This window comes from Escherichia sp. UTM R2 (assembly GCF_048593455.1).
Lineage (GTDB): Bacteria > Pseudomonadota > Gammaproteobacteria > Enterobacterales > Enterobacteriaceae > Escherichia > Escherichia coli.
Genome location: NZ_JBFWDY010000002.1, coordinates 4210756 through 4229782, shown reverse-complemented (window position 1 = coordinate 4229782; position 19027 = coordinate 4210756). Strand labels below are relative to the sequence as shown.

Sequence of the window (19027 nt, the reverse complement as noted above, 5' to 3'; positions counted from 1 at the left end):
TGGAGTGAATATGAGCGTATTACGTTCGTTATTAACTGCCGGGGTGCTGGCGTCGGGCCTGTTGTGGAGCCTGAACGGAATTACCGCTACCCCTGCGGCGCAGGCATCTGATGATCGCTACGAAGTTACCCAGCAGCGTAACCCGGATGCCGCCTGTCTGGACTGTCATAAACCAGATACCGAAGGTATGCATGGAAAACATGCTTCCGTTATCAACCCGAATAACAAACTGCCGGTCACCTGCACCAACTGTCACGGCCAGCCATCACCGCAACACCGCGAAGGGGTGAAAGATGTGATGCGCTTTAACGAGCCGATGTACAAGGTTGGAGAGCAGAACAGCGTCTGTATGTCCTGTCATCTGCCGGAACAGTTGCAAAAAGCGTTCTGGCCGCACGATGTCCACGTAACCAAAGTGGCGTGCGCCAGCTGCCATTCCCTGCATCCACAGCAAGATACGATGCAGACGTTAAGTGACAAAGGACGGATTAAGATTTGCGTCGATTGCCACAGCGATCAGCGCACCAATCCGAACTTTAACCCGGCGTCTGTTCCGTTGCTTAAGGAGCAGCCATGACCTGGTCTCGTCGCCAGTTTCTCACCGGCGTCGGCGTGCTGGCAGCCGTCAGCGGCACCGCAGGGCGCGTGGTGGCGAAAACGTTGAATATCAATGGGGTGCGTTACGGCATGGTGCATGACGAGTCGTTATGCATCGGCTGTACCGCCTGTATGGATGCTTGTCGGGAAGTGAACAAGGTGCCGGAAGGCGTCTCGCGCCTGACGATTATTCGTAGCGAGCCGCAGGGCGAATTTCCTGATGTGAAATATCGCTTCTTCCGTAAGTCTTGCCAGCACTGCGATCATGCGCCGTGCGTTGACGTCTGCCCGACCGGTGCGTCTTTTCGCGATGCTGCCAGTGGGATTGTCGATGTTAATCCGGATCTCTGCGTCGGTTGTCAGTACTGCATCGCCGCCTGTCCGTACCGCGTGCGCTTTATCCATCCGGTCACGAAGACGGCGGACAAATGCGATTTCTGCCGTAAGACCAATTTGCAGGCCGGTAAGTTGCCCGCGTGCGTTGAAGCTTGCCCGACCAAGGCGCTGACGTTTGGCAATCTGGACGATCCCAACAGTGAGATTTCGCAACTGCTGCGCCAGAAGCCCACTTACCGCTACAAGCTGGCGCTGGGAACCAAACCGAAGCTGTACCGCGTACCGTTTAAATACGGGGAGGTGAGCCAATGACGCAGACTTCCGCATTTCATTTTGAATCGCTGGTGTGGGACTGGCCGATTGCCATCTACCTGTTTTTGATTGGTATTTCTGCTGGTCTGGTGACGCTGGCCGTGCTGTTACGTCGCTTCTACCCGCAGGCGGGCGGTGCAGACAGTACGTTGCTGCGCACCACGCTGATTGTCGGGCCGGGCGCGGTGATCCTCGGTCTGTTGATCCTCGTCTTCCACCTGACAAGACCGTGGACCTTCTGGAAGCTGATGTTCCACTACAGTTTTACCTCGGTGATGTCGATGGGGGTGATGCTGTTTCAGCTCTACATGGTGGTGCTGGTGCTGTGGCTGGCGAAAATCTTTGAACATGATTTGCTTGCCCTGCAACAACGCTGGTTGCCGAAGCTGGGGATCGTGCAAAAGGTTCTGAGCCTGCTGACGCCCGTTCATCGCGGACTGGAAACATTGATGCTGGTGCTGGCGGTGTTGTTGGGGGCTTATACCGGCTTTCTGCTGTCGGCGCTGAAATCGTATCCGTTCCTCAATAACCCGATCCTGCCGGTGCTGTTCCTCTTCTCCGGCATCTCGTCCGGTGCGGCGGTGGCGCTGATCGCCATGGCGATACGCCAACGCAGTAACCCGCATTCCACGGAAGCGCAGTTTGTACACCGTATGGAAATCCCTGTGGTATGGGGTGAAATCTTCCTGCTGGTGGCGTTTTTTGTCGGTCTGGCGCTGGGCGATGACGGTAAAGTTCGTGCGCTGGTGGCGGCATTAGGTGGCGGTTTCTGGACGTGGTGGTTCTGGCTTGGTGTCGCCGGGCTGGGGCTGATTGTGCCAATGTTGCTCAAACCGTGGGTCAATCGCAGTTCCGGCATTCCTGCCGTGCTGGCGGCGTGTGGGGCCAGTCTGGTCGGCGTGTTGATGCTGCGCTTTTTCATTCTCTACGCCGGACAGTTGACGGTGGCGTAAGCCAGAAAAGAGGTGGTTTCTGGACGTATTCCTTCCTGAAGTCGGTTTTCTGGCGTTGTTGTTAAGTCTCGGGGTCAACGTGTTGACCCCGTTGACGGCCTTTGCGGGAGTGCGGTTGCGCTGGCCTGCCATGATGCGACTCACTTGCATCGGCATTCTGGCGCAGTTCGCGCTCCTGCTGCTCGCCTTTGGCGTACTGACGTATTGTTTTCTCATCAGCGATTTCTCGGTCATTTATGTCGCGCAACATAGCTACAGCCTGCTGTCGTGGGAACTCAAGCTGGCAGCGGTGTGGGGCGGCCATGAAGGTTCGCTGCTGCTTTGGGTGCTGCTGCTTTCCGCCTGGAGCGCGCTGTTTGCCTGGCATTATCGGCAGCAAACCGATCCGCTATTTCCGCTGACGCTAGCCGTTTTATCTCTCATGCTCGCCGCACTGCTACTGTTTGTGGTGCTGTGGTCCGATCCCTTCGTGCGGATATTTCCACCAGCAATCGAAGGCCGCGATCTCAATCCGATGCTGCAACATCCCGGTCTTATCTTTCATCCACCGCTGCTTTATCTCGGGTATGGCGGTTTGATGGTGGCGGCGAGCGTGGCGCTGGCGAGTTTACTGCGCAGCGAGTTTGATGGTGCCTGCGCCCGAATTTGCTGGCGCTGGGCACTACCTGGCTGGAGCGCATTAACGGCGGGGATCATTCTCGGTTCCTGGTGGGCCTATTGCGAACTGGGCTGGGGCGGCTGGTGGTTCTGGGATCCGGTGGAAAACGCCTCTTTATTACCCTGGCTTTCTGCCACTGCGCTGCTGCACAGTTTATCTCTGACACGTCAGCGGGGGATTTTCCGCCACTGGTCGCTGCTGCTGGCGATAGTTACTCTGATGCTGTCGCTGCTGGGCACCTTAATTGTCCGTTCTGGCATTCTGGTTTCGGTTCATGCGTTCGCGCTGGATAACGTCCGCGCCGTGCCGTTGTTCAGCCTGTTTGCACTGATTAGCCTTGCGTCTCTGGCTCTGTATGGCTGGCGAGCGCGGGACGGTGGCCCGGCGGTGCGTTTTTCGGGGTTATCGCGGGAAATGTTAATCCTCGCTACGCTGTTGCTGTTTTGCGCAGTGCTACTGATCGTGCTGGTGGGAACGCTTTATCCGATGATTTACGGCCTGCTGGGCTGGGGACGCCTCTCCGTTGGCGCACCTTATTTTAACCGCGCGACGTTACCGTTTGGTCTGTTGATGCTGGTGGTGATTGTGCTGGCGACGTTTGTCTCTGGCAAACGCGCGCAGCTTCCGGCGCTGGTAGCTCATGCGGGCGTGCTGTTATTTGCCGCTGGGGTCGTGGTTTCCAGCGTCAGCCGTCAGGAAATCAGCCTGAATTTACAGCCGGGTCAGCCGGTGACGCTGGCAGGATACACCTTCCGTTTTGAGCGCCTCGATCTGCAAGCCAAAGGCAATTACACCAGCGAAAAAGCGATAGTGGCGCTGTTTGACCATCAGCAACGCATTGGTGAATTAACGCCGGAGCGGCGTTTTTACGAAGCTCGTCGTCAGCAAATGATGGAACCGTCAATTCGCTGGAACGGCATCCATGACTGGTATGCGGTCATGGGGGAGAAAACTGGGCTGGATCGTTACGCTTTTCGTTTGTATGTACAAAGCGGTGTGCGCTGGATCTGGGGGGGAGGATTGTTGATGATTGCAGGCGCATTATTAAGCGGATGGCGGGGGAGGAAGCGCGATGAGTAAAGGACTTCTCACGCTACTGCTGTTATTTACCTGTTTTGCGCGCGCTCAGGTTGTAGACACCTGGCAATTCGCTAATCCGCAACAACAGGAACAGGCGTTAAATATTGCCAGCCAGTTACGTTGTCCGCAGTGCCAGAATCAAAACTTACTGGAATCCAATGCGCCGGTGGCAGTCAGTATGCGCCATCAGGTTTACAGCATGGTGGCGGAGGGGAAGAACGAAGTCGAAATCATTGGCTGGATGACCGAACGCTACGGAGATTTTGTTCGCTATAACCCACCGTTAACGGGTCAGACGCTGGTGTTATGGGCGCTGCCAGTGGTGTTGTTACTACTGATGGCACTGATCCTCTGGCGAGTGAGGGCGAAGCGATGAAACAGCCCAAAATACCGGTGAAAATGCTGACAACACTCACAATATTGATGGTATTTCTCTGTGTCGGCAGTTATCTGTTAAGCCCAAAATGGCAGGCGGTACGTGCGGAGTATCAGCGTCAGCGCGATCCGCTACATCAGTTTGCCAGCCAGCAAACCCCGGAAGCGCAGCTTCAGGCATTACAGGATAAAATCCGCGCTAATCCACAAAACAGCGAACAGTGGGCGTTACTGGGCGAGTACTATCTGTGGCAAAACGATTACAGCAATTCGCTGCTGGCGTATCGTCAGGCGTTGCAACTACATGGTGAGAACGCTGAACTGTATGCGGCGCTGGCGACGGTGCTTTATTACCAGGCCAGCCAGCATATGACCGCCCAGACTCGCGCAATGATCGACAAAGCCCTCGCGCTGGACTCTAACGAAATCACCGCTCTGATGCTGCTGGCTTCCGATGCGTTTATGCAGGCGAATTACGCGCAAGCCATCGAACTATGGCAAAAAGTGATGGATCTCAACTCACCCCGGATCAACCGGACACAGCTGGTCGAGTCGATTAATATGGCGAAACTGTTGCAGCGGAGATCGGATTAATCATCTGGTGATGAAGATTATGTCATTGAGCTGCATAAAAAATAATCGAATGAACATATGCCAAAAATAATCACTAATCAGTATTATTGCAGATTAAACAAATAAAAATCTTTCCATAACAAATGGTTATTCATTAATCCTGCCATAAACTCGCGTTATTATGCATTAATGCAGCGAAAAGCTCTGTTGTTAAAGGGTTGCGCAACATACCGCGCAAATGATACTGATCATAAGCGTTAAAAAAATCTACAAACCAACGCAACACAATTCATGCCCTGGCAGTATGTCACGTTCTCGCGTTTCTGAACGGGGAACGGCGCTCCATTGAGGAAGTTATTCTGATGAAAAGTATAAAATTCAGCCTGGCCTGGCAGATTCTGTTTGCTATGGTGCTGGGCATTCTCCTGGGAAGCTACCTGCACTACCATAGCGACAGCCGCGACTGGCTGGTCGTCAATTTGCTCTCTCCGGCGGGTGATATCTTCATCCATCTGATCAAAATGATTGTTGTGCCGATTGTGATCTCCACGCTGGTGGTGGGTATCGCGGGTGTGGGTGATGCCAAACAGCTCGGGCGTATTGGCGCGAAAACCATTATTTACTTCGAGGTGATCACCACCGTCGCCATCATTTTGGGGATCACTCTGGCGAACGTCTTCCAGCCCGGTGCCGGGGTGGATATGTCGCAGCTGGCGACCGTCGATATCTCGAAATATCAGAGCACTACGGAAGCGGTACAAAGCAGTTCCCACGGCATTATGGGCACGATTTTGTCGCTGGTGCCGACGAACATTGTGGCGTCGATGGCGAAAGGCGAAATGCTGCCGATCATCTTCTTCTCGGTGCTGTTTGGTCTGGGGCTTTCTTCCCTGCCCGCGACGCATCGTGAACCGCTGGTGACCGTGTTCCGCTCCATCTCTGAAACCATGTTTAAAGTGACTCACATGGTGATGCGTTATGCACCGGTGGGTGTGTTTGCGCTGATTGCGGTGACGGTGGCTAACTTTGGTTTCTCTTCTCTGTGGCCACTGGCGAAACTGGTGCTGCTGGTGCATTTCGCCATTCTGTTCTTCGCGCTGGTAGTGCTGGGAATTGTGGCGCGCCTGTGCGGGTTAAGCGTCTGGATCCTGATTCGTATTCTGAAAGATGAGCTGATTCTGGCGTACTCCACTGCCAGCTCTGAAAGCGTACTGCCGCGAATTATTGAGAAGATGGAAGCCTACGGAGCACCGGCGTCGATCACCAGCTTCGTGGTGCCGACCGGTTACTCTTTTAACCTTGATGGTTCGACGCTGTATCAAAGTATTGCCGCTATTTTCATCGCTCAGCTGTATGGCATTGACCTGTCCATCTGGCAGGAAATCATTCTGGTGCTGACGCTGATGGTGACCTCGAAAGGGATTGCTGGCGTGCCGGGCGTGTCGTTTGTGGTGTTGCTGGCAACGCTGGGTAGCGTAGGTATTCCGCTGGAAGGTCTGGCGTTTATTGCTGGTGTTGACCGTATCCTCGACATGGCGCGTACTGCGCTGAACGTGGTGGGTAATGCGCTGGCGGTGCTGGTGATTGCCAAGTGGGAACACAAATTTGACCGCAAAAAGGCGCTGGCTTATGAGCGTGAAGTGCTGGGCAAATTTGATAAAACTGCGGATCAATAATTGAAGATTGCCGGGGATATCCACCCGGCAATGTGTGGATGCCTGATGCGACGCTGGTGCGTCTTATCAGGCCTACGCCAGACAGCGCAATAGCCTGATTTAGCGTGATTTTGTAGGTCGGATAAGGCGTTTATGCCGCATCCGACATCAACGCCTGATGCGACGCTTAACGCGTCTTATCAGGCCTACGCCAGACAGCGCAATAGCCTGATTTAGCGTGATTTTGTAGGTCGGATAAGGCGTTTATGCCGCATCCGACATCAACGCCTGATGCGACGCTTAACGCGTCTTATCAGGCCTACGCCAGACAGCGCAATAGCCTGATTTAGCGTGATTTTGTAGGTCGGATAAGGCGTTTACGCCGCATCCGACATCAATGCCTGATGCGACGCTTGCCGCGTCTTATCAGGCCTATCTTAACCGTTGGTTAATTTTTCAAACTCTTCACACCCGGTATCAAACCCTTCCATACAGCTCAGGTTCAACCAGTGCAGCGCCTTTTGCTTGTTCTTCTCGATAAAACCTTCTTCACCGTTTAAGAACATCATTCCCGCCCAGTACTCGGAATAACCGGTTCGGGAAATTGCAGAGCTGCGTTTGAAATACCAGGTTGCCTTGTCATCGTCGGCCTTAATGCCCACGCCGTTGGCGTAAATCAAACCAAGCAGCATTTGGGCATCGACGGCAGAGTCGTTCTCCAGATCTTCCGAGGCGTTTTCTAACAGCGAAATTGCCTTTGGATAATCCGGTTTACCCGCTTGAGTATTTACCAGAATATGCGCCAGCGTTACTTCACCTTCTTTACTGCCCGCTTGCGCCGCTTTCTCTGCAAGAACTTTTGCTTGTGGATAGTCCAGACTGACCGGATTGGTGATTTTGATCTGCGCCAGCAGCGCGCAGGCATCAGCATCACCGCTGTCGGCGGCTTTCTGTGCCCAATATTCGGCTTTGCTCAAATCGCCGGAGCTAAACCAGCTGTCGGCAAGAAAATATTGTGCGCGTCGGTCCCCGGCCTCTGCTGCCTTTAAATACTGGCTGCCAGGCTCGGAGTCGTTGGCGTGGGCAAAGAATGTCAAAAACAACATCAATGCGATAATTTTTTTCATTTTGATAATACGATTGGGTAGGGAGTAACCAGTATAAAGAGTTCGAATGGATAAAAAAACAGCCTCCGAAAGGAGGCTGTAGAAAGGACGGTATTACGCCAGTGCCGCTTCGCGCAGGCGAGTTTTCAACTTGTTGTACTCGTCAATCACGTACTGCTCGGCGGCGCGCTGATCGGCGATCGGCTCGACGCGCACGGCGCAGTATTTGTATTCCGGCGTTTTCGTAATCGGGCTTAAGTTTTCGGTAACCAGCTCGTTACAGGCACCAATCCACCACTGGTAGGTCATGTAAATCGCCCCTTTGTTCGGACGATCGCTGACCTGCGCACGGGTGATAATTTTGCCTTTACGCGAGTGCACCCAAACCAATGCCTCATCTTCAATACCCAGACGTTTGGCGTCTTCGGTATTGATTTGTGCGTAGCCAGGTTCATCAGCCAGCGCCGCCAGTGCCGCACAGTTACCGGTCATCGAACGGCAAGAGTAGTGACCAACTTCACGCACCGTTGACAGTACCATCGGGTACTCGTCGGTGAGTTTGTCGATTGGCGCTACCCAGTCGCAGGTGAAGAACTGCGCCAGACCGTTCGGGGTATCAAACTTCTCTTTAAACAGATAAGAAGTCCCCTGATCGGCATCTGAAGTATCGCGGCAAGGCCACTGAATGAAGCCCAGTTCGCCCATTTTCTCGTAAGTCGCACCGTAGAAATCCGGGCACAGATGACGCAACTCATCCCAGATCTCCTGGGTGTTGTTGTAGTGCATCGGATAACCCATACGGGTGGCGATTTCACTGATGATTTGCCAGTCCGTTTTCAGATCCCATTTCGGTTCAACCGCCTTGAAGAAACGCTGGAAGCCACGGTCAGCCGCAGTAAACACGCCTTCATGCTCGCCCCACGACGTTGACGGTAAAATAACATCCGCCGCCGACGCGGTTTTGGTCATAAAGATGTCCTGAACGATAACCAGTTCCAGAGCTTCAAAGGCTTTACGTACTGCCGACAGCTCCGCGTCAGTTTGCAGCGGATCTTCGCCCATAATGTACGCGGCACGCACTTCGCCATGCGCTGCGCGGTGCGGTAGCTCGCTGATGCGATAGCCGGTATGCGCTGGCAGGCTTTCCACGCCCCAGGCTTTGGCGAATTTCTCGCGGTTAGCCGGATCTTTCACGTACTGGTATCCCGGATACGTATCCGGCAGCGCGCCCATATCGCAGGCACCCTGTACGTTGTTCTGACCACGAACCGGGTTAACACCCGCATGTGGCTTACCGAGGTTACCGGTCAGCATCGCGAGGCTGGTCAGAGAACGCACGGTTTCCACGCCCTGGTAGAACTGGGTTACACCCATGCCCCACAGGATGGCGGCGCTTTTCGCCTGGGCATACATCCGTGCCGCCTGACGAATCTCACTGGCGCTGACGCCGGTGATATCTTCAACCGACTCCGGCGTGTAGCCTTCAACGATTTTACGATACTCTTCAAAGCCTTCTGTACGGGAAGCGACGAATGCTTTGTCGTACAAATTTTCTTCAATAATGACATGGCCCATCGCATTCAACAGCGCGATGTTCGAGCCGTTTTTCAGTGCAATGTGCATGTCAGCAATGCGCGCGGTTTCAATTTTGCGCGGATCGCAGACGATAATTTTCGCCCCGTTACGTTTAGCGTTAATTACGTGATTCGCCACGATTGGGTGGGAATCCGCCGGGTTGTACCCGAAAACGAACACTAAATCGGTATTATCAATTTCGTTAATAGCATTGCTCATTGCGCCATTACCGACCGATTGGTGCAGACCTGCAACCGATGGGCCGTGTCAGACACGAGCGCAGCAGTCAACGTTATTGGTACCAATAACGGCGCGCGCAAATTTTTGCATTACATAGTTGGTTTCGTTACCCGTACCACGCGAGGAGCCGGTCGTCTGGATGGCATCCGGACCGTACTTCTCTTTGATGGCGCTCAGGCGCTCGGCAACGTAATTCAGTGCCTCATCCCAGGAAACAGGTTCGAGTTTGCCGCCACGCTGGCGACGGATCATGGGGGTTTTCAGGCGCGGGGTCAGGATCTGGGTATCGTTAATGAAATCCCAGCCATAATAACCCTTCAGACACAGGGTACCCTGGTTGGTTTTCCCCTGCGCTGCCTCCGCCCGGACGATTTTGCCGTTATCGACGACCAGGTTGATTTTGCAACCTGATGCGCAATAGGGGCAAACCGTGACGACTTTTTTCATCGGTCTCGCTCCAGTTAATCAAATCACGCATACGCGCTCTCGACTACAGTATGCATCTTTTATGCCACATTTTATTTGGGGTCATTCCCTGATATTACGGGCACTATTTATTCAAAACTCTGACGAAAAACAGGCTGTCGTCAGTTTTGACGTGACGAAACGAAATACCGCGTGACAGCCATCACGCGGCAGACATTTTATTTTTTCTCGACGACGGGAGCCGCCTGATACCCGCCGCCCAGCGATTTCATCAACTGAATGCTTTGGATCACCCGGCGGCTGTCCAGCATCAGTAATGACATCTCTTCGGCAAGTACTGGCAACCGGGCTTCAGTGGCCTGTAAGCGGCTGGTTAAGCCGCGCTGATAGGCGGCCTCGGCAGCGCGCTGGGTGAAGCGCGTTGCTTCCACGCGTTCAGCCTGCATCTCTCGCTCGTCGTTGAGCGTTTGCAGACGCGTGCCGTTGACGGCAACGTCGCGCACCGCGTTCAGTACTGACTGGTTGTAACGTTCAATCATCATGTTGCTGGCGGCGCGAGTGCCTTCGAGATTGGCATTCAACCGTCCACCGTCAAACAGCGGCAATTTCAGACCCGGGATGAAGTTGAACTGGCGACTGGTTTTTTTGAATAAGGTATCCAGGTGGATGGCATCAAGGCCGAAAAACGCTTTGATATCAAAGCTCGGGTAGAACAACGCCCGCGCGGAATCCACCTGATCTAATGACGCCTGAACATACCAGCGCATGGCTTGCAGATCCGGGCGTCTGGCGAGCAACTCATAAGAGAGCGTCGCCGGAATGCCGGTCTGTACTTGCGGTAATGCCACCGGTTTGATCTCCGGCATATCGCTGGCTCCCGCGCCAATCAATGCACGCAGAGATTCTCGCGTTTCGGTGATTTGCCCTTTAACGGCAGCAATTTGTTTATCGACCGCCAGAATCTGTGCCCGCGCGCCGTGGAAAGGCACTTGCGCTTCCAGACCGTGCGCCACTTTACTTTGGTGCGCTTTCACCGCGTAATCAATCACATCGCGAGTTTGTTCTAACAGATCGAGCATCTGATAGCTGGCCTGCATACTGTAATAAAGCTGCGCTACGCCCGTGGTCAGCGATAGCTCTACTGCTGCGGTTTCTGCCAGCGCGGCATTATGCGCGCCAATGGCGGCGGCAACCGCTGAGCGATGCACACCCCACAAATCAAGATCCAGTCCGGCAAACAAACCTACTGTGGCTTCCGTATAGTACGGCCCGTCCATACCCAGTGCTGGCGCATCCATCGCATAAGGGCTTAAAAAGCCGTTCGCCGAGACGCGTTGGCGGTTGAGCATCCCTAACGCTGCGACCTGCAACTGTGAACCGGCATCTAACAAATCGGCCTGGGACTGCGCTTTTTCTTCCCGCAGTTTCGCTTCGGCGAGGGTGTGTGAACCACTTAGCGTCCGTTGGATCAGCGCATCCAGCTGCGGGTCATTGAGTTGTTTCCACCACTGCGCCTGCGGCCAGCCGGAGCTGGCAAGATGAATATCGTCGGCCAGTTTGATTTGTTCCGGTTTGAGCTGTTGATGAGGTGCAGAATCCTTACGTACCAGGGCACAGCCGGAAATCAGCGTCGTGCTGCCGAGAATGCTGCACAACAGCAGACGTGAAAGTTGACGATTGATCATTGCGTGGCTCCTTGTGCCTGTTCCGTGGCGGGCGTTAATGCCGGGGCTGTCCAGTCTGGCAAGCGGGCGAAAAGCTGGCAGACGTGTTGCTCCTGTTTTAATAAGGTGGGCAGGATGGCCTGAGAGGCGGGTGTCTCTTCAAGCGTTATTTGAGGAGAACGGCTGAGTGCGGTTGCCAGACCGGCAGCGTATTTCTCCAGGGCGTCGGCAAACTGACCTGCTCTGTCCGGCTGTAGTGCGTTATCCAGCGCCTGCGCCGAGTTCCAGGTGGCATCCCAGGCGTGAAGAAGATCGCGGCCCTGACGAATAACCGTTTGCGAACGTTCAATCAGTAATGCGCGTTCTTCGCTGTCCAGTTGACGCTCCAGCGCCACGCGTTGGCACATCTCTTCACAGGCATTAAACGCCGCATGCAGACCTATACGAATTTGCAGATAAGTGCGCAGAGCCGTGACTTCCTGCTGGCGTGGGATCCGCATTACTTTACTTAACATACCCAGCGCGCCAGCCAGTTTTTGCGGCAGCGTGCGCGCTTCACTCTCAGGCCAGACAAAGGTGTAAATCACCGCGGACACCACGGTACCAATGATGATACCCAGGGCGCGATCGCGAATTTCCACCAGGTCGTACACTGGGCCAAAAACGTTTTCGAGCGTGGCGAGCGCGAAGGTGACCACCATCTGTGTGCCGATATAAGAAGAGCGTTCAGAGCTGGTGGCAATCCATGCGCCCAACAGGAAAATCGGTGCCAGCACAAACAGCAATTCGACAATATTGTCCAGCCAGGGCATGACCAGTAGCGTGAATAACAGCGCCAGAATCGCGCCGCAAAAGGCCCCGCCAAAACGCAGCACCATCTTCTGGTACGACGAACCGACATTTGGGTTAGCGACGATCACGCATGTCAGCATACAGGTGTGAATGCCTTCCCAGTCCACGCCGCTGTAAAAGGTGTAACAGATCAAACAGGCGAGCAGCGTTTTTACCGCGTAGCGCATATAGTCTGGATTGGTAAAAGCATCGGCGGCCATTGATGGCGGTTTGGCTGCGGGCGTTGGCGGCGTATTCGGGTCCATCTGACCCAGTTGTAACAACGTCTGGCAGATATTCTCCAGGTTACATTCCCGTGCCGCCATCGCTTCACTTTCACTGATCCGCCAGTCGCTTTGCCAGCACTGACCTTCAGCAACGGCATGCTGCAGCTTATTGATTTCTGAGGCTAATTTTTGCCGAAATTCAATAATTGCCTGAGAATCAGCAAAAGAGGTGGGATCGTAGCGATTCAGCGTCGAGTAAATGTAGGTTACCGTTGCCACGCAGCTTTGCCACCATGCGCTTTGAGTTCGCCAGTTGGCATCGTCCGCGAGACAAAAGACATTCAGTTTTTGCAGCGCCAGCGCCTCTCTTTCAATCCGCGTTTCGGGTAGCGGTGCGAGGCTGTCCGTCAGGTGGCTAATGGCATCATCAAGCCGATCATTAAGCGCCTGATGCATTTGCGAAATGGCACGACTGGGAAACCACAGCACGCCGATTAACGTCATCAGCAAGGTTGGATAAAGGCCAACAACGATACACCACAGCGTTAAGCGCACGACCACTTCCGGATAGTCGAGCATGGCGGGGAAGGTTTGCCCGTAAATAGCGACAATGGCGACGGCGAAAAAGACCAGCCCCAAGCGATGGGTGCGCATCAAAAACATGCAGCCCATCAGGATCGGTCCGGCGATGATCAATCGGATCAACGGTTCGCCGTATGACCATTTGTAGATCAAAAACAGGCTGCCGATCTCCAGCACCGTGGCAACCACAAACAAGATCGCGACAAATTTGGTGTAAAACGCGTTCGACTGAATACCGTAAAACAGCACTGCCAGCGATAACGCCACAAAAGGGATCTCAAAGGTCATCGAGATCAGAATCACCAGCAGGCAGCCTACCCAGAGTTGCACGGTCTGCGGCACGCGACCTGGTCGCCGCTCGCTTAACTCTTCATGAAAGAACGCCAGCAGCCTGACCACCGGTAATGGCAGGGAGTTGAGCGCGCTCATTATTGCGGCTCAAGATTAGCGACTGCCGAAGCGCCGATGCGGAACATTTCCGGGTCAGGTTTATCGACCATGATTTTGACCGGAAAACGCTGGGCAACGCGGACCCAGTTAATAGAACGAGACACTTTCGGCAGGCCGCCCAGCACCAGGCCGCCGTCATCCGGTAGCACGCCGTAGCCAATCGAATCCACTTTACCCTCGAAGGTTTTGCCGCTGTCACTCATCAGGCGAATCGTTGCGGGTGTACCTGAGCGAATATTTTTCAGATCGGTTTCGCGGAAGTTGGCGATCACATACCAGTGACGAGTGTCGATTAGGGTAAAAATAGGGCGCATGGCAGAAGCAAATTGCCCGACGGAGGTTTTGAGGGAAATGACCCGGCCATCAAACGGCGCGCGAACGGTCGCCATTTCCAGATGCAGTTTGGTCAGGGCAATATCCGCTTCGACCGCCGCACGCTGGGCAACTAATGCATCCACGCCGCTGACGGCGCTGGCGGCTGACTGCGCCTGTAACAATACGGCATTAAGATCCGCTTCTGCGGCGCGCTGCGCCGTTCTTGCACGGTCAACATCTTCCGCTGAGACAAAACCTTCTTTCAGTAATGGCTCGGTGCGGCGTAATGTATCTGTGGCCTGTTTCGCGGCGGCACGGGCTTTTTCTACCGTGGCATTAACCGAGTCGGCACCAAACTGTTGCGCGTCAACGCTACGCTGGGTGAGCATAATTTGCTTATCCAGCGCCGCGAGGGAGGCTTCAGCTTTCGCCAGATTGGCTTCGTACGGGCGCGGGTCGATGCGGAACAGCAAATCGCCCTGTTTGACTGCCTGGTTGTCGGTGACCGCCAGTTCTACAATGCGGCCGCTGACTTCCGGTACCACATCAATGGTATCTGCTGACGCGTAAGCGTCATTAGTTGATGGCGCACTGTCTACGCGCCAGATAACGAAAACAAGGGCAACCAGCGCCAACGCAACCACTAACAGAGCAGGGAATTTACTGCGAGGAGCTTTTTTCGGCGTACTTTCCATGAGCGCGTCTCAAATAGATTAGAAAAATGCCAGCCAGAACAGCATGGCGTAGAGAGCAAAAAGGGCGGTATAAATAATTCCGACAAATGCCAGATTGATATTTGCCCGCTGAATAACTCGCCTCGTGATGAGCGTCAAAATAAGGCTGGCAATGGCGCAGAAAAACCAGCTGGGATAATAAGCGCCGATCACCGGGATTGCCGGAGATAATGAGCATCCCGAAACCATGAAGACGGGAATTATCCAGGCTGTTTTTTTGAGTTGCATCGCCATGCGAGAGAGAACTGTTGGCATATTAAATACATCCTGTCTGCTGCGAACAATATCTGTAGTGAATATCAATATCCATTGAAGGCGTCAGTATGGCTATTTTCTTGATGAATAAAAATAGCTTTATTCAGCCACCGCATTCATAACTTATATATTTTATGTATTAATTGGTTGTATATATTTTTAAAATAAATGCTTTTGGGGGCTTCAGCGCCCCCAAAAGCGAGTGGCATTAATTTGGGGTTACGATATTCACCCACAAATCGAAATTATCCAGACAGGCAATAATTTCTTCCAGTTTCGCGCCATTGCCAATAATTTTGGCTTTCTTCGCTTTTACCAGATCCGCCATTTTTGCCTGTCCGGTCAGCACGGCGTGCAGATCTTCACGGCTGATGTAGAAAGAGGCGTTGGCTTGCGGTTGCAGCGTTTTCCGGTAGTTAAGCACACTATCGTTCAGCGTCAGGTTGAGGTTATCGCCGTTGCCCATATTGAAGTTCAGGCTGATATTTTTACCCGCGGCTTTCGCGCTATCGAGGCGAACGGACATAAAGTCGAACAGCATTTCGACCGACATCCCGCGAATGGTGTCCGGGGAACCGGTGGTGCCGTGGCTGAACTTATGCACCCCTTCGCGCAGCTCTTTCGCGCCGGTCAGGTAGAAACCGCGCCAGGTGGCGGACTCGGCCTGATAGCCCAGCTGTTCAAAGTTATTCGCTTGCAGATTCTTCGCGACCTGGTCACCCGGGTTGGCGGCAATCACCTGTTTCAGCAGTTCTGCCGACCAGCGGTAATCACCTTGCTTGTTCGCTTCTTGCGCCAGGTTGATGACACGGGCAGAACCGCCCAGCGCCTGCACGTAACGTTTACCCATCTCCACCTGACCATACGGATGCAGGTTAGCCGGGTTACCGTCGTAATAGCCAAGATAGAAGTTATACACCGCGCGGGCGTTGTGGCTGACAGAACCGTAATAGCCACGGCTGGCCCAGTTATTGGCAAGTGCAGGCGGCAGCTTAATCATGTCGCCGATTTCATTCATGGTGTAGCCCTGGTTCGCCAGGTGCAGGGTCTGGTCGTGAATGTACTTGATAGTATCGCGATATTTACCAATATAATCATTGATATGCTTATTGCCCCAGACCGGCCAGGTGTGCGGCATAAACAGGACTTCCGCGTCGTTACCCCACATATCCAGCGTTTCGTTCAGATACTCGGTCCACTTGCTGGTGTCGCGGGTTTTCGCGCCGCGTAGAGTGTAGAAGTTGTGCAGGGTATGCGTGGCGTTCTCGGCGGTACACAGGGCTTTCAGGGCCGGAATATAGAAGTGCATTTCGGCTGGCGCTTCGCTACCTGGGGTCATCAGGAAGTCAAACTCCAGGCCGTCGATAATCATCTTCTCGCCAGTTCGGACGATAGTTTTAGTCGGTGCAATAATGCTCGGGTCGCCCGTTGCCAGCGTCACGCCAAGGCCATTACCCACGTTGCCTTGCGCGTTGTGCGGCAGTAACAGACCGTAAGAGTAGAGCGCACGGCGGCTCATGATGTTACCCGCCAGCACGTTTTCGCTGATGGCTTCGTCCATAAAGCCTGCAGGGGCAATCACCTGAACTTTGCCGGATTTAACATCGGCTTCAGAGATAATGCCTTTCACGCCACCATAGTGGTCGGTGTGGCTGTGAGTGTAGATAACGGCAACAATCGGTTTTTGCGGACGATGCTGGAAGTAAAGGTCAAGTGCGGCTTTTGCGGCAGGCGGCGTCACCAGCGGGTCGATAACAATAATGCCTTTCTCGCCCTCAACGAACGTAATGTTAGAGATATCCTGGCCGCGCACCTGATACATTTTATCGGTGACTTTGAACAGGCCAGAAATACCGTTGATTTGCGACTGACGCCACAGGCTGGGGTTTACGGTTTCCGGCGCTGCGGCATTAATATCAAATTTGTAATCGTCCGCGCGGTAGTAAACTTTACCGTTCGCATCACGCAGAATACCTTCATCCAGCAGCGGGGCGATAAATCCACGCTGGGCATCGTCAAAATCCTGACGATCGCTAAACGGTAATGATTTGGCGTAATTCTGATTAACCTGTTGGGTATATTGAGTGGCGGCTTTCGCTTCCTCTTTCGCGTTAGCGTTAGCGGTATTTACCATCATGCCGCTGGCGGCAGTTAACGCAATAACAATCCTGCTCAAACGGAATAACCGAGAGTTATTCATATAAATCTCCATTTATCATTTATGTCGTAAATATGTAATCCATGCAAAATACGTCATTTAAAGCTGGCGTTATCATAATTGGGAAATTGCGACTTTAATAAGTGGAAGTGTGAGCGGAACGCGCCATTTTATTAGGCATTTGTGCTGAAGAGGGAAAATTACAGTAAAACTATCATTGCAGAAAATAATATGAGTCGTTTTATGTGTTTATTATATATATTGTACCTGTCGTTGGCACAGCGGGACATTGCGCTACTGTGCCAACGTTTTACTCATGGGGCTTTAGCACAGAACTGTGGCAAAAAACGTTGATGCGCCAATATTGCTGCACCCTGAGCGCCATTAAAGTCAGAAGATGAGGCGGCAATAAAGCGCACGACCTGATGCGGCAGTGGACGGCGCAGGTACTTTTGGGTCATGGCAACGAGAGTCTCGCGTGGGAAGGCGGGCATATCCATCACGCCACCGCCCAGGATCACCGCATCGGGATCGAACAGATTAATGCTGGTGGCAATGGCCCGTGCCGCGTTTTCAAGCAGACTCTGGACGAAAGGGGCGTTTTCCGCATGGACGAAAAGATCGCGCAATGGGTAATTTCGGGGCTGTTGTTCGTACCAGCGTCTTAGCGCCATTCCAGAGCAATTGGTTTCCAGGCACCCAGGATTGCCACACGCGCAGTGTTGGGTCATATCTCCCAGGGGGATATGACCCAGTTCGCCTGCCACACCGTGTGCACCCGTCCACGGCGCACCGTTCATCCACACTGCGAACCCCATCCCCGTACCGAGATAGGCCGCCAGAACCAGTTGTTGCGTAAGGCGGTTTTCTACTACGTCCCAGGAGAGTTGCAGGTTAACGTCGCGGGAAAACTTAACCGGACAATTCAGCGTATTTTCGAGCTTATCGGCGAGATCATATAAATCCGCCGCTGTTAACGGCAGGTTAGGCGTAGAAATAATGGTGCGTTTATCTTTACTGACCAGCGCCGGAAATCCCATCACCAGACCATGACAGCGAGCGTTAAAGCGCCTGAGTTGCTCGTCAATCATTTCGCCGATACCCGACACCAGGCCGGGAGCAATGACTTCTGCGGTCCGCTTTTTTTCGCAGTGTAGCGTTTCACCTTCTGCTGTCCGCAGACAAAAGCGGATATGCGTTGCCCCCATATCCACGCCCGCTACGACGTTATGCTGTTTTTGCATGAGGCTGTACCTCGCTTTTTGCAGCCAGAATCTGCGCGGTCATAATTCTCCATGCTTCGTCGATATTTTCCGCATGATTAAACAGGCCGGAAGTGCCGACGATAAAGACATCCGCCCCTGCCGCCATCAGTTTTTCGTAAGTTGCCTGGTTGCAGGAACCGTCCACCTCAATTTCGTACTCCAGACCTTCTCGTTCACGCCATGCCTTCAGTTCGGCAAGTTTATCCAGCATTTCAGGAATGAACGGTTGTCCGGCAAAGCCGGGATCGACAGTCATGACCGTAATTTTATCGGCCTTATGGATATAGTATTTCATGGCCTCAACTGGCGTCTCCGGGTTAAGGATCAGCCCCACTTTCATGTCATGACGGCGGATTTCATCAATCAGGCGGAACGCCTGGCCGTTGATGGTTTCCGGATGCAGAGTGATGAAATCAGCTCCCGCACGCGCCAGTTGAGCAATGTAATCCTGCGGCCGCGTCACCATCAGATGACAGTCGAGCGGTTTAGTTGCCAGTTTTTTAACCTGACTTACGAAGAACGGTGAGAGTGTCAGATTGGGGACAAAGTGACCGTCCATGATATCGATGTGGAAGTAATCGGCATGGCTGTCGATAAATTCGATCTGTTCTTTAAATTTCAGCAGATCCATACACATTAACGAGGGGGAGATTTTCATGT

General features: G+C 53.4%; 16 protein-coding genes. 7 read left to right on the top strand and 9 right to left on the bottom strand.

Annotation, left to right across the window (positions count from 1 at the left end):
• The first annotated feature begins 10 nt into the window (after positions 1–10).
• From nrfB to gltP, 7 genes are all read left to right on the top strand, one after another.
• Positions 11–577: a cytochrome c nitrite reductase pentaheme subunit gene (nrfB, locus tag AB4H76_RS21280; protein ID WP_001295391.1), complete on the top strand. Its 567-nt coding sequence runs from the start codon at positions 11–13 to the stop codon at positions 575–577.
• A complete protein-coding gene (nrfC, locus tag AB4H76_RS21275; protein ID WP_000220281.1) occupies positions 574–1245 on the top strand; it encodes a cytochrome c nitrite reductase Fe-S protein in 672 nt (223 codons plus the stop codon). The genes nrfB and nrfC overlap by 4 nt, the downstream gene beginning before the upstream one ends.
• Positions 1242–2198 (top strand): cytochrome c nitrite reductase subunit NrfD, encoded by a 957-nt coding sequence (nrfD, locus tag AB4H76_RS21270; RefSeq protein WP_000195171.1) that lies wholly within the window; start codon positions 1242–1244, stop codon positions 2196–2198. The genes nrfC and nrfD overlap by 4 nt, the downstream gene beginning before the upstream one ends.
• A gap of 19 nt (positions 2199–2217) precedes the next feature.
• Entirely contained in the window at positions 2218–3936 is a 1719-nt protein-coding gene (locus AB4H76_RS21265; protein ID WP_071586153.1) for a heme lyase CcmF/NrfE family subunit, read from the top strand.
• Complete coding sequence (nrfF, locus tag AB4H76_RS21260; RefSeq protein WP_000033487.1) at positions 3929–4312, top strand: heme lyase NrfEFG subunit NrfF; 384 nt, start codon at positions 3929–3931, stop codon at positions 4310–4312. Before AB4H76_RS21265 ends, nrfF begins: the two co-directional genes overlap by 8 nt.
• Positions 4309–4905: a heme lyase NrfEFG subunit NrfG gene (gene nrfG, locus AB4H76_RS21255; RefSeq protein ID WP_000812892.1), complete on the top strand. Its 597-nt coding sequence runs from the start codon at positions 4309–4311 to the stop codon at positions 4903–4905. Before nrfF ends, nrfG begins: the two co-directional genes overlap by 4 nt.
• Positions 4906–5246: 341 nt before the next feature.
• The gene (gene gltP, locus AB4H76_RS21250; protein ID WP_000835799.1) at positions 5247–6560 is read left to right on the top strand and encodes a glutamate/aspartate:proton symporter GltP; all 1314 of its coding nucleotides are present in this window, start codon (positions 5247–5249) and stop codon (positions 6558–6560) included.
• Positions 6561–6976: 416 nt separating this feature from the next.
• Here gltP and yjcO read toward each other — a convergent pair whose 3' ends face one another.
• From yjcO to alsE, 9 genes are all read right to left on the bottom strand, one after another.
• Complete coding sequence (yjcO, locus tag AB4H76_RS21245; protein WP_000719886.1) at positions 6977–7666, bottom strand: Sel1 family TPR-like repeat protein YjcO; 690 nt, start codon at positions 7664–7666, stop codon at positions 6977–6979.
• A gap of 93 nt (positions 7667–7759) precedes the next feature.
• Positions 7760–9907, bottom strand: a complete 2148-nt coding sequence (gene fdhF, locus AB4H76_RS21240) for a formate dehydrogenase subunit alpha (RefSeq protein ID WP_077492074.1) — start codon at positions 9905–9907, stop codon at positions 7760–7762.
• 197 nt (positions 9908–10104) lie between these two features.
• Positions 10105–11571, bottom strand: coding sequence for a multidrug efflux transporter outer membrane subunit MdtP (mdtP, locus tag AB4H76_RS21235; RefSeq protein ID WP_000610564.1), 1467 nt, complete (start codon positions 11569–11571; stop codon positions 10105–10107).
• Positions 11568–13619 (bottom strand): multidrug efflux transporter permease subunit MdtO, encoded by a 2052-nt coding sequence (mdtO, locus tag AB4H76_RS21230; protein WP_001401444.1) that lies wholly within the window; start codon positions 13617–13619, stop codon positions 11568–11570. Before mdtO ends, mdtP begins: the two co-directional genes overlap by 4 nt.
• Positions 13619–14650 (bottom strand): multidrug efflux transporter periplasmic adaptor subunit MdtN, encoded by a 1032-nt coding sequence (mdtN, locus tag AB4H76_RS21225; RefSeq protein WP_000446378.1) that lies wholly within the window; start codon positions 14648–14650, stop codon positions 13619–13621. The genes mdtO and mdtN overlap by 1 nt, the downstream gene beginning before the upstream one ends.
• 18 nt (positions 14651–14668) lie before the next feature.
• Positions 14669–14944, bottom strand: a complete 276-nt coding sequence (locus AB4H76_RS21220) for a YtcA family lipoprotein (protein ID WP_001295389.1) — start codon at positions 14942–14944, stop codon at positions 14669–14671.
• Between the two features lie 208 nt (positions 14945–15152).
• Positions 15153–17144, bottom strand: a complete 1992-nt coding sequence (gene yjcS, locus AB4H76_RS21215) for an alkyl sulfatase YjcS (protein ID WP_077492078.1) — start codon at positions 17142–17144, stop codon at positions 15153–15155.
• A gap of 272 nt (positions 17145–17416) precedes the next feature.
• Positions 17417–18346, bottom strand: coding sequence for an allose kinase (alsK, locus tag AB4H76_RS21210; RefSeq protein WP_077492080.1), 930 nt, complete (start codon positions 18344–18346; stop codon positions 17417–17419).
• Positions 18330–19025 (bottom strand): D-allulose-6-phosphate 3-epimerase, encoded by a 696-nt coding sequence (alsE, locus tag AB4H76_RS21205; protein WP_001311314.1) that lies wholly within the window; start codon positions 19023–19025, stop codon positions 18330–18332. Before alsE ends, alsK begins: the two co-directional genes overlap by 17 nt.
• Positions 19026–19027: the final 2 nt, after the last annotated feature.